General features: G+C 35.2%; 12 protein-coding genes. All 12 read right to left on the reverse strand.

What is annotated here, in order from left to right; translation table 11 throughout:
- Positions 1-33: 33 nt before the first annotated feature.
- The 12 genes from miaA to recA all read right to left on the reverse strand — a co-directional run bounded on the left by miaA (position 34) and on the right by recA (position 14,902).
- Positions 34-969 carry a tRNA (adenosine(37)-N6)-dimethylallyltransferase MiaA gene (gene miaA, locus GH741_RS08040; protein ID WP_153736262.1) on the reverse strand — a complete coding sequence of 312 codons (936 nt, stop codon included), beginning with the start codon at positions 967-969 and terminating at the stop codon, positions 34-36.
- A 176-nt stretch (positions 970-1,145) separates the two neighbouring features.
- The gene (locus GH741_RS08045; protein WP_153736263.1) at positions 1,146-1,598 is read right to left on the reverse strand and encodes a Dps family protein; all 453 of its coding nucleotides are present in this window, start codon (positions 1,596-1,598) and stop codon (positions 1,146-1,148) included.
- 84 nt (positions 1,599-1,682) lie between these two features.
- Positions 1,683-3,536 carry a DNA mismatch repair endonuclease MutL gene (gene mutL, locus GH741_RS08050; RefSeq protein ID WP_276608219.1) on the reverse strand — a complete coding sequence of 618 codons (1,854 nt, stop codon included), beginning with the start codon at positions 3,534-3,536 and terminating at the stop codon, positions 1,683-1,685.
- A gap of 3 nt (positions 3,537-3,539) precedes the next feature.
- The gene (gene mutS, locus GH741_RS08055; RefSeq protein WP_153736264.1) at positions 3,540-6,155 is read right to left on the reverse strand and encodes a DNA mismatch repair protein MutS; all 2,616 of its coding nucleotides are present in this window, start codon (positions 6,153-6,155) and stop codon (positions 3,540-3,542) included.
- Between the two features lie 276 nt (positions 6,156-6,431).
- The gene (cotE, locus tag GH741_RS08060; RefSeq protein WP_153736265.1) at positions 6,432-6,995 is read right to left on the reverse strand and encodes an outer spore coat protein CotE; all 564 of its coding nucleotides are present in this window, start codon (positions 6,993-6,995) and stop codon (positions 6,432-6,434) included.
- A 226-nt stretch (positions 6,996-7,221) separates the two neighbouring features.
- Positions 7,222-7,647, reverse strand: coding sequence for a YlbF/YmcA family competence regulator (locus GH741_RS08065; protein WP_153736266.1), 426 nt, complete (start codon positions 7,645-7,647; stop codon positions 7,222-7,224).
- Position 7,648: 1 nt separating this feature from the next.
- Positions 7,649-9,226: a tRNA (N6-isopentenyl adenosine(37)-C2)-methylthiotransferase MiaB gene (gene miaB, locus GH741_RS08070; RefSeq protein WP_153736267.1), complete on the reverse strand. Its 1,578-nt coding sequence runs from the start codon at positions 9,224-9,226 to the stop codon at positions 7,649-7,651.
- Positions 9,227-9,457: 231 nt separating this feature from the next.
- Positions 9,458-10,378: a dipeptidase gene (locus tag GH741_RS08075; RefSeq protein WP_153736268.1), complete on the reverse strand. Its 921-nt coding sequence runs from the start codon at positions 10,376-10,378 to the stop codon at positions 9,458-9,460.
- A gap of 78 nt (positions 10,379-10,456) precedes the next feature.
- Entirely contained in the window at positions 10,457-10,717 is a 261-nt protein-coding gene (locus tag GH741_RS08080) for a stage V sporulation protein S (protein WP_153736269.1), read from the reverse strand.
- Positions 10,718-10,824: 107 nt separating this feature from the next.
- Positions 10,825-11,622, reverse strand: a complete 798-nt coding sequence (locus GH741_RS08085) for a TIGR00282 family metallophosphoesterase (protein ID WP_153736270.1) — start codon at positions 11,620-11,622, stop codon at positions 10,825-10,827.
- Positions 11,623-11,794: 172 nt separating this feature from the next.
- A complete protein-coding gene (gene rny / locus GH741_RS08090; RefSeq protein WP_153736271.1) occupies positions 11,795-13,357 on the reverse strand; it encodes a ribonuclease Y in 1,563 nt (520 codons plus the stop codon).
- A 498-nt stretch (positions 13,358-13,855) separates the two neighbouring features.
- Positions 13,856-14,902 (reverse strand): recombinase RecA, encoded by a 1,047-nt coding sequence (gene recA, locus GH741_RS08095; protein WP_153736272.1) that lies wholly within the window; start codon positions 14,900-14,902, stop codon positions 13,856-13,858.
- Positions 14,903-15,049: the final 147 nt, after the last annotated feature.

Consider the following 15,049-nt stretch of genomic DNA (forward strand, 5'->3'; position numbering starts at 1 on the left):
CTTTCCTCCCTTTTCTATCTGTAACTATTATTTCTATATTTTTTGTAGCTTTCCTGCAAGATCGTTTAAAATAATTTCAAACTTTTCCATTTTTGTCTCTAATGTAATAGTGTACCATTCAACATCCATTTTATTTTTGAACCAGGTGTACTGTCTTTTGGCATACCTTCTTGAGTTCCGCTTTAGTAATTCTACTGATTCTTCTAGCGATTTTTCCTCTTTAAAATAAGGAATAAATTCTTTATATCCAATTGCTTTCATTGACTGTGCATTTTCTAAACCTTTCTCATAGAAGAATTTAACTTCATCTAAAAGACCTTGTTCTAGCATCATATCGACACGCTTATCTATTCGTTTATATAGGAGCGATCTATCCATTTCAAGCCCAATAAGAATCGGACGATAAGGAGTCTCCAATTGTTGCTTTTTATGGTATTCGGTCATCGTCATGCCTGTTCTATCATAAACCTCTAGTGCTCTGACAACGCGCCTAGTATTATTCGGATGAATTTTTTCTGCTTGAACTGGATCGATTAGCATCAATCGATTGTAAACAACCTCAATTCCGTGAACTTTAATTTCATTTTCAATCTTATTTTGATAGATTTCATTTCTTTTTTCCTCTGCAAAATTGTAGCCAAATAATGCAGCCTGTATGTATAAACCAGTTCCGCCTGCGATGATGGGTAAACGTTTTTTTTCATTAATAAGGCTTAGATGCTGACGGACATTCGATTGAAATTCAGCAACTGAAAAAGATTCCTCAGGATCTTTGATGTCAATTAAATGATGGGGCACCTCTTTTTGTTCTTCTTCAGAAACTTTAGCTGTACCAATATCCATTCCCTTATAAATCTGCATAGAATCGCCACTTATTATCTCTCCATTAAAATGCTTGGCAATTTCTATACTTAAACTTGTTTTACCAACAGCAGTTGGTCCAACAACTCCGATTACTGTTTGTTTCATATAATAATATCCCCTACGAATTTCTTGTTTGTTTTCTAATTTAGATAGGTTAACATTTTCACCTTAATGTTTTTCCATTATACACCATTGACTATATTACGCAATTTAATAACAAAAAAAATGCTCATTGTTATTACACAAAAAGAGACTGAATTTTTCTTCAGCCTCTTTTATGTTTATTCATATGCTATATATGCTCGTAACATCCAGACGTGTTTTTCAAATCTTCCACGTATATCATTAAGTAAATCTGACGTTGGTTGATCATCAATCTCTTCAGCTAAAGGGATCCCTATCTCTTTTATTTCCTTAATCATGGTTCGATAGTCTTCAGATAATTGGTTTATTATTTCATTTTCCTTATCATCTGCCTGTGCCTCATGTAACGTTGTCTCCTTGATATACTTATGCATGGTTGCAAGAGGCTTTCCGTCAATTGCTAATATCCGTTCAGCTACCTCATCTAGGTCTTCTGCAGCCTCATTATATAGGTCTTCAAAAACTTCATGCAGTTTAAAAAAGTGTCTACCTTGAACAAACCAATGATAACGATGAAGTTTAATATACAATACGGCAAAATTAGACAATTCTTGATTTAAAAAGTTAATTAGTTTTTGATTTTCTGGCATAACCCTACACCTAACCTTCCTTGTTTTTCTTTACTATTTTGAGTCAGGTGGGTTGTTTTATGCACAAATAAAAAAACTTAAGGATTACATTACCCGCTTAAACATTTTTTCCATCTCATATTCTGAAAAATGAATAATAATAGGCCGACCATGAGGACAAGTGAATGGATCTGTAGAGTTTCTTAAATCCTCAAGTAATTGAAACATATCGTTATTATTAAGATAATGATTCGCCTTGATTGAACGTTTACAGGACATTAAAATAGCTGCTTCTTCTCTAATCTTATATATATCAATTTTCTCTTCCGCCATTACCTGTTCGACAATTTCTCGGATAACTTCTTCTTCAATATCCTTTGGAAACCATTGTGGATGTGATCGAATTACATAGCTTTGTTGTCCGAAAGCCTCAAAAAACAAACCTACTTTTTTAAACTCTTCTTGGTATTGTTCAATTAATAAGGCTTCCCTTTTCGAAAAATCAAATGTGATTGGTAGCAGTAACTCCTGCACTTCATTTGGAACTTCCCCAATTCTATCTCGGAAAAATTCATATTTAATACGTTCTTGTGCCGCATGTTGATCAATAATGTATAGCCCACTTTCATTTTGAGCAAGTATATACGTCCCGTGATGTTGACCAATAGGGTACATAACAGAAATGCGATTTGAAGAATCTTTATCATTGTTAACTAGTTCTTCTGTCTTTTCAGGATATGCCTTTTGATGAACTGATTCTCCACTTATTGACGTTTCGTTTTCTAATATAGCATTCTGAGTACTTATAAAAGCATCTTGTTCTATTTGGTTATCCAAATTAGTTTCTGATACCCGGTCCTGAAAAACGTAGCTTTTATTAAAGTTGTTTTCATTTTTAGGAGAGTTATAAAATTCAAAAGAATGCTGAGAAGTCTGTTCCTTTTGCCTTTTTGGTTGTTGAACTGATGGAATTAATGATTCTTTACGAAATGCTTGTTGGATTGTACTCACTACTGCCTCAAACAACTCTTTTTCCTTACTAAATCGGACTTCTAATTTGGCTGGATGCACATTGACATCCACCAGGATTGGGTCCATTTTAACTGTTAGAACAACTAGTGGGCTTCTTCCAATTGGTAACAAGGTGTGATAGCCATTTAGAATAGCCTTATTCAGAGGGATACTTCTAATAAACCTACCATTAATGATTGTTGATATATAGCTTCTAGATGCACGAGTTATTTCAGGTTTAGCAATATATCCGCTAATTGAAAAATCCAATGTACTATGTTCAACTGGAATCATTTTTTTAGCAACACTCATCCCGTAAACCTGTGCAATTATTTGAAGTAAATCACCCCGTCCTGATGATTTAAACAATTGCTTGCCGTTATGATTTAGTTCAAAAAGAATATTAGGATGTGATAGCGCCATACGGTTTATCACATCAGTAATATGACCTAGTTCTGTATGGATAGTCTTCATATACTTCAATCGGGCTGGAGTGTTAAAGAAAATATCATCAACTACAATCTCACTGCCTTGTCTTGCATCACTTTTAGACCTTCGGATAATCTTTCCACCTTCTAATTCTAAAAGGGTACCGGCTTCTTCTCCATCTGAGGTTTTTATTGTTAAACGACTAACAGCAGCAATACTTGCTAGAGCTTCCCCTCGAAAGCCTAGTGTCTTAACATGAAATAAATCATTTTCATTCTTAATTTTACTAGTGGCGTGGCGAAAAAAGGCCCGTTCGCAATCCTCTTCTGTCATTCCATCGCCATTGTCAACAATTTTTATTTGTTGTAGACCTGCTTCTAATACTTCCACCTTAATCCAAGTACTATTAGCATCAATACTGTTCTCGACTAATTCTTTTACAACAGATGCGGGACGTTCAACAACCTCACCTGCCGCAATTTTATTTGCTAGTGAATCAGGCATTTGAAATATTTTCAATTGTTAACTCCCTCCAAGCTTATCCTTCAACTTCTTCTGTAGTCTATACAATTCATTCATTGCTTCCATTGGCGTCATTTCCATGATATTTATGTCTCTTATTTCCTGAGCAAGCTTATTCTCAAACTTTGATAATTCCTTCTTTGAGCCTTTTTCCTGATTGACGAAAAATGACAGTTGACCTTGATCTTCTTCATCTTTCTTATCCAAATTTACCTGCTTTTTGGTTTGGTTGTTTTCAAACTGCTCCAGGATTTTTGAAGCACGATCTATCAATGGTAATGGTAGTTCAGCTAACTTGGCAACATGAATCCCATAACTTTTATCAGCAGCCCCATCCTGAATTTGGTGCAGAAATACGACACTACCTTCGTATTCTTCAGCACGAACATGAATGTTTTTCAATTGGTTCAGAGTTTTTTCTAGACTAGTTAGCTCATGATAATGGGTTGAGAATAAGGTTTTGGCTTGTACATTTTCATGTAAATACTCAATTATTGCTTGAGCTAACGCCATCCCGTCATACGTACTAGTCCCTCTACCTATTTCATCGAGCAAGATCAGACTATTCTCAGTTGCGTTTGTAATAGCATGGTTTGCTTCGAGCATTTCCACCATAAATGTACTTTGTCCAGAAACCAGGTCATCCGCTGCTCCTATTCGAGTAAATATTTGATCGAAAATTGGTAATACTGCTGATTCACATGGTACAAAGCAACCAATTTGAGCCATGATTGAGGTAAGTGCTAGTTGTCTCATATAGGTACTCTTACCAGACATATTTGGACCAGTTATTAATAAAATGTTCCTATCCTCAGGCATTTCTACATCATTTGGTACAAATGAGTCATTCTTCATTACTTTTTCAATAACCGGATGTCTTCCTTGTCTGATTAAGACTTCTCTATCGTCATTAAACTTTGGCCGATTGTATCTATTTAACTCACTAACAGTAGCAAAGCCTTGCAACACATCAATTTCACTAATCTTATCAGCAAGTGCTTGTAATTGTGGGATATAAGTTTTTACTTGTTCACGTAAATCAATGAATAATTGATATTCTAAATCAATGCTTTTTTCTTCAGCTTCAAGAATTAATGATTCTTTTTCTTTTAGTTCAGGTGTAATATACCTTTCAGCGTTTGTAAGAGTCTGTTTACGTTCATATTTTCCTTCTGGTAATAAGTGGAGGTTTGCCTTAGTAACCTCTATATAGTAGCCAAACACTCGATTATAGCCTATCTTTAGAGAACGAATATTTGTTTCTTGTTTTTCCTTCTTTTCCAACTCAGCAATCCACTTTTTACCGTTGCGTGATGCGTATCGATAATCATCCAATTGGGAGTTGAAGCCATCCTTTATAAGGCCGCCTTCTTTTATCGTTATTGGAGCATCTTCTATCAAACTATTATCAAGGAGGTCGAATAAATCATCTAAGGGATTGACACCCTCACTAAGCTCTTGAACTCTTTCACTAGCAAAATCTTTTAATTGCTTTTTAATATCTGGTATTTTGCTTAACGACAACTTTAATTGATTTAAATCCCTAGCATTGACATTTCCAAACGCCACTCGACCAGAAAGTCTTTCTAAATCATAAATCGACCGTAGTGAATCACGAATAGTTTCTCTTTCAAAAAACTGTTCCAAGAATCCATCTACTAAATTAAACCGTTGGTCTATAAGACGTTCACTCAGTAGTGGGCGCTCTAACCATTTTTTTAACATTCTTGAACCCATAGCAGTTACAGTTTGATCAATCACCCATAATAGACTACCTTGCTTTCCTTTACGCATAATCGTTTCCGTTAGCTCTAGATTACGTTTTGAATACATATCTAACGACATATATTTATTTAATTCAATCAATTGAGCAGGCTTCAGATGGTCAAGACTTCTTTTTTGAGTTTTTTGAATGTAATTGAACAGTCTACCAAAAGAATTAATTTCATTTTCTTTTTTCAAATTTGAAAGGAGATGCTCAAAATTGTTGGCGATTTCCGTTTCATCATGATAGGAAAGGGTGACCTGTAGTCTCTCTTTCAAATCTAATTGATGTTCCTCTAATAAACTCGATGAGATTACAATCTCTTTTACTGGCCGGTTAAATAGCTCACTTAGAACAGCTGTCCAGCCACTTTGGATAGTAGCTATACTATTTTCTCCTGTAGATAAGTCGTTATAAGAAATAATAAATGATCCATCTTCATAACCACTAATACTAGCAAGGTAATTGTTTTCTTTCTCATCTAACATTGTACCTTCCATAACAGTACCTGGTGTAATCAATTGAACAACTTCTCTTTTTACGACACCCTTTGCAGTCTTGGGATCCTCAACCTGTTCACAAATTGCTACTTTATAGCCTTTCTCTACTAAATTTCTTATGTAATTTGCAGCAGAGTGGTAAGGAATTCCGCACATAGGTATTTTATCTTTACTCCCACCATCTCTACTTGTAAGCGTAATTTCAAGTTCCCTTGACGCAGAAATTGCATCATCGAAAAACATTTCATAAAAGTCGCCCATTCGGAAAAACAAATAACAATCCTTATAGTCTGCTTTAATTTTCAAGTATTGTTGTATCATTGGTGTATATGTTGGTGTGTATGTTGACATAAATTATCCTCCAGAGCTTTCGACATTTCTTTCTATTATTATAGCATAATAACTTGATCATTTAGGTTGATAGGCTTATGGAAATTAAATCAAAAAAAGTTGAATTATTACTAACCCTGAGCTCTTTTTTCCAAATCATTCTGATATATCGGTTTCCTGTCATTCTACTAGCTTCATAATAATAGGGCTCGATATTTATTAAGCCAATAACAGAAAAAGAGTGCAAATTAGTTTTTACTAATTTGCACTCGAAACCTTATTAAAAAGATTTTGCAACTATTCTTCTTCTACTTTTGCTAAGAAATCAGGATCAACGTCCTCAAATTCATCATCAGATAACTCGAAGTCCCAATCGTCATCATCACTTACAACACCATTAGGATCGACTTTAACTGTAACTTTTGTTTCACCGATTACCTCAACAAGAAATTCTCTTTCAACTTCGACAACAATCTTATGATCGTGGTTGGCAATCTTACATTCTAAACAGTTCGGTTGTTGAATCACTTTAGCAAATACTTCTACCTCATCACCAAGTGTCTGTTCATCCTTGACAGAAAGCTTAATGTGGTCGCAGTAACTGATGCGTTCCGTGACGACCTCTGTTTTAGTATTATCGTTGTACGAATACCAAACGTTCACGTCGTAACTACCATTCACTTCTACAATGTCGTCTCCCTTTTTTTTCGCATTGTATAGGTGGTTAATGACCCAACAGCCAAGAATACTGGTAGGTCTATGTGATGGTGAGATCGTGTTTGTATCCTGAGTAAACTTGCGCCCTTTACCAATGACAGCTTTTGTTATTATTTCTCGATAATCTTGATCAAGAAAAGACATAAGAACTAAAACCTCCTCTTTATTTCATAGTCATTTTATGCATGACATCTACCTATAGTGCATACTACTTTTTAAATTTTCCTGGGTGTAGTCCAGCAAAGGTTCTAATCCATCCTATGCAAAAGCCTAACAAAATGTACGAATAACAGAAAAAATAATAATAAAAAAAGACTGACTATGGGATAACAATCCTTAAGTCAGTCTTTCTTGTATTTAACTAGTTAATCTAATGACCGCAAGAACTACCACCTGTTGCGGATCCAGTTGCTCCAGATAATAGATCCCCATTAGTAGAACGAATTACTTCATTCGTCACTTCTCTAGCTATGGTATTAGAAACTAATTGTAAAATGTCGTTAATTACAACCTGTGAATCTTTAAATTCCTGAACAATTGGGATTTCATCAATTTCAGCTTGTAACCGATCAATTTCAGTTTCTATTTTTTTCAAAGCTTCTTGTTTACCATAAGCTTGAAAATTTACTGCTTGCTTTTGAAGTGCTTTAATTTTTTTAATTGATGCTTGTATTTTTTGATTCTCGTTTAACTTAGCTTCTAACTGTTTGAAACGATCAATCTCATCGGTATTGGCCATCATATTTGCTAATTTATGTGCTTCCTCAATTACTTGTTTACGTGTATATTGTGCCATATTAATTCACCTCAACAGCTTTTTCAACCAATTCTCCGTCAAGAGACCAGGTTTTTGCTTTTATTATTTTTACCTCTATAATCTTACCAATTACTGAATTTGGTGCTTTAAAATTAACAAGTTTGTTTCTTTCTGTGTAACCAGAAAGAACATCAGGGTTCTTTTTACTTTCACCTTCGACAAGAACTTTAACAGTTTGTCCTTCATATTTCTTCATCGCCTCTGCAGATTGTTTGTTAACAAGTGCATTTAACCGTTGAAGACGCTCTTTCTTTACTTCCATCGGGATATTATCTTCCCATTTTGCTGATGGAGTTCCTTCTCTAGGAGAATAAATATATGTGTATGCACTTTCAAACCCAACCTCTTCCATTAATGTCATTGTATCCTCAAATTGTTCATCTGTCTCATTAGGAAAACCAACAATGATATCAGTTGTCAGGGTTGCATTCGGCATAGCTTTTCTAATTTTATCAACTAATACTAAATATTCTTCCCTCGTATATCGACGTGCCATCACTCGTAAAACCTCAGAGCTTCCAGATTGAACTGGTAGGTGAATATGGTCAAGTAAGTTACCACCCTGCGCTAGGACTTCGATTAATCGATCATCAAAATCTCTCGGGTGTGAGGTAGTAAAACGGACTCTGGGAATATCTATTTTACTAATTTCCTCCATCAATTGTCCTAATCCATATTCAAACTCTAAATCTTTTCCGTAGGCATTTACATTTTGACCAAGTAACGTTATTTCTTTATAACCAGCAGCAGCTAGCTGACGTACTTCCTGGATAATGTCCTCAGGCATACGACTACGTTCTTTACCACGGGTGTAAGGAACAATACAGTAGGTACAGAATTTGTCACAACCGTACATAATGTTAACCCAGCCCTTTATCTTTCCCTTACGAACCTTAGGTAGGTTTTCAATAATGTCGCCTTCCTTTGACCAAACTTCCATAACCATCGCTTTACTAAACATTGCTTCTTTTAGAAGACTTGGCAAACGGTGTATATTGTGTGTACCAAATATCATATCAATAAAATGATGCTTCTGGAGGATTCGATTAACAACAGATTCCTCTTGTGACATACAACCGCATACACCAATAATTAAATCTGGCTTTTCTAATTTTAAAGGCTTCAAATGCCCAATTTCACCAAAAACCTTATTTTCTGCATTTTCACGAATTGCACATGTATTTAATAAAATAACATCAGCCTCATTCGTGTCATCTGTCGACTGATATCCCATATCAGTTAATAAACCAGCCATTACTTCTGTATCATGTTCATTCATTTGACATCCGTATGTCCGGATTAGGAACTTTTTATCCTTACCAATGTTTTGCATTTCTTTCGGGATAGAAAAGTCATAATGAACATCAACATCTTTCTTTAATCTTTTTTTAGCTTTTTTCATATTTGGTGGTTCATATGTTGCTTGAAAATACTTACCAATTAATTCATCCGAGTCAATACTTTGAATTCGTTCAAGGTTTGAATCCTGATCAGATTTTATGTCTGTTGGATCCACCTGTTTAATTTGACTCGCTTGTTTCCGTTGTTGCTCGTTCATTTCACGGAATCTCCTTTCACTGATACTTCGATTATAAAGAAATGAATTACCTACTAATAGAAGTTCACTAGAAAAAAGAGCTTAAATATCAAATGATAATTAGAACTCTTCTCCAATTTTACTATTATATCAGTAATTTAATATAAAAATAAAGGTATTATTAAATAATTATATGGCAGATTACTTACAATTACAAAAATGTTTTTGCAATTGCAGTAAAGTAAGTCATTTCTACACTCGTGGAAATTTATTAATAAAATTTAGATAACTAAATTTCTGAATTTCTTCACTAGAAAAATAGTTACGACATTCGTTTATTAGTGAGTCATAATCTAACTGGTCATAAAGTCCCTCCACAAATCTAATTGTCCCGTCAAAGTCTGAGCCGAGACCTAGACAATCTTCAGCACCTTTTTTCAGGTAATAATCTAAATGATTAATGACGTCTTTCACAGAAGTACTGTCTTGGTCATTGAGGAAGGGGGGAACAAAAGTAACACCAATCCATCCATCCTTATCGATCATTGCTTGAATTTGTTTATCATCTAGATTTCTTTGATGTGACGAAAAAGCAATTGTATTCGAGTGTGAAGCGATAGGATATTTAGCTATTTTCATTACATCAAAAAAACCTTGGTAGGATAAATGAGAAACATCCGTCCAAATTTTTTCTTGATTTAGTAGGTCAATTACCTCTTCACCAAATGTGCTTAGTCCTGCCCCTCTTTTTTCTCCAATTCCATCACATACAGCATTTGCTTGATTCCAAGTAAGTCCTACGGATCGAACGCCTAAGCGAATGAGTGTTTTAAGTTTATATAAATCGCTGCCAATTGGATGACACCCTTCTAATGTGAGTATTGCACCTTTTTCATTTTCTTTTAAAGACAACATATCTTTTTTAGAAGAAATAAATTTAACATCTTCATAGGGTTCAACTATTTGCTTAAAAAAGATATCAACCATTTCTAATGCAACTTTAAACTGGGCTTCTTCTGGTACATCCTCAGGTACAAATATAGCAAAACACTGAATCTTCACAGAGCTTGCTTTCCATTTTTCATAGTTAACTTGTAATTCACTGCTAGATTGAAAAGATATATTTTTCGACCATAGTTTTAATAAAGCATCGCAATGTCCATCAATAATCATTATGTAAACGTTCCTCCTGATATTTTTCTTTTTCCAAAAAAAACCTGCTTGCTTTGAGCAAACAGGTGAATATTTGGGTTACCTTGGTTCAATAATAAATTTAATTGCAGTCCGTTCTTCATTATCAATCATTATATCTGTAAAAGCTGGGATACAAATTAGGTCAACTCCACTTGGGGCAACAAATCCTCGTGCGATAGCTACTGCTTTTACGGACTGGTTTATCGCACCAGCACCGATCGCTTGGATTTCCGCTGAGCCACGTTCTCTTAGTACATTCGCGAGTGCTCCTGCTACTGAATTAGGATTCGATTTGGCTGAAACTTTTAATATATCCAATACTAGTACCTCCTTAGTTTACTAAAGTTGTTCCACTTTTACTATATTCTAGGAGTTGATAGTTATTACCTTTTATTATGAACTAATTTTTCAAAAAATTCAATTATTCAGCCAAAAAATGGATGATCCTCATTAATTAATATTCGTTCGACTTTTTTCGTCTTTCCTGAACTGTTATCAATATCAACCAGAAAACCGTTCAATTGAGTTCTTCCTTCTTTCTTCACTTCAAATCTAACAGGTAGATTTGTAAGAAATCTCTTTATAACTGCTTCTCTGTCGGTACCAAGTATTCCATCATATGGTCCCGTCATACCAACATCTGTTATGTATCCTGTTCCCTTTGGTAGAATCCGCTCATCCGCTGTTTGCGTATGGGTGTGTGTTCCTACCACCGTACTCACTCTACCGTCAAGATACCACCCCATAGCTTGTTTTTCACTAGTAGCTTCTGCATGAAAATCTACAAAAATAAGGTTAGTACGTTTCCTAGCCTCATCTATTAATTCATCAACTTTACGAAATGGATCATCTGAGGGTGGTAAAAAGGTTCTGCCTTGTATATTTATAACTGCTAGTTCTAGACCATTGGACTTAATAAATACTAGTCCTTTACCCGGTGTACCTTCGGGAAAATTTGCCGGCCTAATCATATATGGGGCATGATCTATAAATTCAAATATTTCTTTTTTGTCCCATGTATGATTTCCCATGGTAACAGCCTGAGCACCCCACTCTAATAACTGTTTATAAATTTTTTCATTAATTCCCTTACCAGATGCAGCATTTTCTCCGTTTACAATCGTAATGTGCGGTTGGTATTTTTGTTTTAGTTTAGGTAAATATGTTTGTACCATATCTCTTCCAGGAGAACCTACAATATCTCCGATAAATAAAATCTTCATTGATTACATTCCCATCCATTAAATTAGCTTCAGTTTCACATATCTAATCTTAAAAGTCAAAATCGAATACTATTATAGTATTCCACTAGTCGTACACATCAATCTATCCTCGTAAAATCACTTTTTATTCGAAATAGATTATCCAAAAAAATAAAGCGACCGATTGGTCGCTTTATTTCGCATATTCTACTGCTCTTGTTTCACGAATTACGGTCACTTTAATATGACCTGGGTAATCCAATTCTTCTTCGATTCTTTTTCTAATATCTCTAGCAATTCTTACTGATTCAAGATCGTCAATTTCGTCTGGTTTTACCATAATTCTTACTTCACGACCCGCTTGAATTGCAAAAGATTTTTCTACGCCTTCGTAAGATTCAGAGATTTCCTCAAGTTTCTCAAGACGTTTGATATAATTTTCCAATGTCTCACTTCTAGCTCCAGGTCTTGCTGCGGATAATGCATCAGCAGCGGCAACAAGAACAGAAATTACTGAAGTAGGTTCTTCATCGCCGTGATGGGAAGCGATAGAATTAATTACTACTGCATTTTCTTTATACTTAGTCGCCAACTCTTTTCCTATTTCTACGTGACTGCCATCTACTTCGTGGTCAATTGCTTTTCCAATATCGTGAAGCAATCCAGCCCTCTTCGCCAAGGTAATATCTTCACCCAATTCGGCAGCAAGTAAACCGGAAAGATACGCTACTTCCGTAGAATGCTTTAATACATTCTGACCATAACTTGTACGATATTTTAATCTACCTAGTATTTTCACTAAGTCTGGATGTAGGCCATGCACGCCTACTTCAAACGTTGTTTCCTCTCCAACTTCACGAATGTACTCATCCACTTCACGTCTAGCTTTATCTACCATTTCTTCAATACGTGCTGGATGTATTCGTCCATCTTGAACTAGCTTCTCTAAGGCAATCCGAGCTGTTTCTCTTCTTATAGGATCAAATCCTGATAAGATTACAGCTTCTGGTGTGTCATCTATGATTAAATCAATGCCCGTTAACGTCTCTAGAGTTCGAATATTTCTACCCTCTCGACCAATAATTCGGCCTTTCATTTCATCATTTGGAAGATTTACAACAGATACCGTTGTTTCGGCAACGTGATCTGCGGCACAACGCTGTAAAGCAAGAGATAGAATGCTTTTGGCCTTCTTATCTGCTTCTTCTTTAGCACGATTTTCCGCTTCTTTTATCATAATAGCAGTTTCGTGTGTAACTTCTTTTTCAACACGCTCTAAAATTATCTGTTTTGCTTGGTCAGAAGTGTATCCGGAAATGCGCTCAAGCTCAGCTTGCTGCTCACTTAACATAGCGTCCACTTTGCTTTCCATTTCTTCAATTTGTTGTTGTTTGTCTGCTAGCGAACTTTCTTTCTTCTCTAACACGAGCTCACGCTTATCTAGCGTCTCATCTTTACGGTCCAGATTTTCTTCTTTTTGCATTAGACGGCTTTCTTGCTTCTGAATTTCTGCTCTTCTCTCTCGAAGTTCTTGATCTCCTTGTTGACGAAGTTTATGATTTTCATCTTTAGCTTCTAGAAGAGCTTCTTTTTTAGAAACTTCTGCATTGCGATGCCCTTCTTCGACTATTTGTTTCGCCAAGTCCTCTGCACTAGAAATTTTCTTTTCAGCAATAGATTTACGAATCAGATAACCAACAACAATACCGACGATAAGGGTAAGCAAAATGGAGATGATTAAGGTTACTAATTCCATAGTTTCACCTCCTCTTGCTATAAACTTGTACTTGTACAATCAATTTTTAGTCGGCATGTACAGTCCTGCACTTTATTAATCTTTTTTAAATAAAGAGAATGTATAATAAATTATAAAATTATACATGTTTAATTTTAATCTTGAGGGTATATAATGTCAAGGAAACGTCAAATTTATATATGAAATATATAAATTATTCCGAATTTTTTTGTAAAAGTAGCAAGAATAGCTGAAAATACTGTCGAAAACCCTCGAAGATTCTTTATATTTCATCTTACAATTAAGCTTGTCTTAGCATTTGTGTTTATTTAGTCTCACTATCTTTACAAAATAGCATTTAATTTAACTCCATACTTCATAGTTTCACTCGTAGGTATTGTAATCTATTCTTATATTATTCACATGACAGAAAAACTATTGTTAACCAAATCCAGGATTGCTACGATAACTTATGACAAATAAAAACGGCGTGAATTCACGCCGTTTTTGTAAAATCTATTATTTAATATCTAATGCTTCTTGATCTTCTTTTTCGCTATTAGCTTCTTTAGTAGCTACAACATCCATATTATAGTGAGTTCTTATCGCATCGTAAATTTTTTGAGCAACATCTACATTTTCTTTTAAGAATTGTTTTGAATTTTCTCTACCTTGGCCTAGACGTTCTTCGTTATATGAGTACCAAGCACCACTTTTCAGAACAATATCTAATTCTGATCCAATATCAAGTATCTCACCTTCTCTAGAGATACCTTCACCGTACATGATATCAACTTCTGCTAGTTTGAATGGTGGTGCAACTTTATTTTTCACTACTTTAATTCTAGTCTTATTCCCTACTATATCATTTCCTTGTTTTAAAGCTTCTGCGCGACGAATATCCAGTCTGACAGATGCATAAAACTTAAGAGCGCGTCCACCTGGAGTTGTTTCAGGGCTACCAAACATAACCCCTACTTTTTCACGGATTTGGTTAATAAAAATGGCAGTAGTACTAGATTTATATATCGCTCCTGAAAGCTTTCTAAGTGCTTGCGACATCAAACGAGCTTGCAAGCCAACATGCGAATCGCCCATTTCGCCTTCTATTTCTGCTTTTGGAACTAAAGCTGCCACAGAGTCGATGACAACTATATCAACAGCACCACTGCGGACAAGTGCCTCTGCAATCTCTAATGCTTGTTCTCCTGTATCGGGCTGAGACAGAAGTAGTTCATCAACATTTACACCTAAATTTTTAGCATAAACAGGATCTAGTGCGTGCTCAGCATCTATAAAAGCAGCTTGTCCACCTTGTCTTTGTGCCTCAGCAATTGCGTGGAGTGCAACAGTTGTTTTACCAGAAGATTCCGGACCGTATATCTCAACTACACGTCCTCTTGGATACCCACCAACACCTAAAGCAACATCTAGTGCAACTGATCCACTAGACACAGTTGCTACTCGTTGCTCTGCTCGATCTCCTAGTTTCATAATTGAACCTTTTCCAAATTGCTTTTCTATTTGTTTTAACGCCATGTCTAAGGCTTGTTTACGATTGCTCAATTTATATCCCCCTCGTATAGTAACTAAATCTATCATAACTTGTTTTTTGAGATTTAACAAGCTAAAAGCGAATAAATGTTCCCTTGTTTTTACATGTAATAATATTCCAAAAATGATGTTTTACTTAAATGCTTTTTAAATTTTAAT

It is taken from the genome of Aquibacillus halophilus (genome assembly GCF_009649745.1).
In the GTDB taxonomy this organism is placed as follows: Bacteria; Bacillota; Bacilli; order Bacillales; family Amphibacillaceae; genus Aquibacillus; species Aquibacillus halophilus.

Coding starts and splice junctions, on each gene's coding strand:
- GH741_RS08045 (WP_153736263.1), bottom strand. CDS start 1,598: ATGCCAGAAAATCAAAAACTAATTAACTTTTTAAATCAAGAATTGTCT.
- rny (WP_153736271.1), bottom strand. CDS start 13,357: ATGGAATTAGTAACCTTAATCATCTCCATTTTGCTTACCCTTATCGTC.
- mutS (WP_153736264.1), bottom strand. CDS start 6,155: ATGTCAACATACACACCAACATATACACCAATGATACAACAATACTTG.
- GH741_RS08075 (WP_153736268.1), bottom strand. CDS start 10,378: ATGATTATTGATGGACATTGCGATGCTTTATTAAAACTATGGTCGAAA.
- GH741_RS08065 (WP_153736266.1), bottom strand. CDS start 7,647: ATGGCACAATATACACGTAAACAAGTAATTGAGGAAGCACATAAATTA.
- miaA (WP_153736262.1), bottom strand. CDS start 969: ATGAAACAAACAGTAATCGGAGTTGTTGGACCAACTGCTGTTGGTAAA.
- miaB (WP_153736267.1), bottom strand. CDS start 9,226: ATGAACGAGCAACAACGGAAACAAGCGAGTCAAATTAAACAGGTGGAT.
- GH741_RS08085 (WP_153736270.1), bottom strand. CDS start 11,622: ATGAAGATTTTATTTATCGGAGATATTGTAGGTTCTCCTGGAAGAGAT.
- cotE (WP_153736265.1), bottom strand. CDS start 6,995: ATGTCTTTTCTTGATCAAGATTATCGAGAAATAATAACAAAAGCTGTC.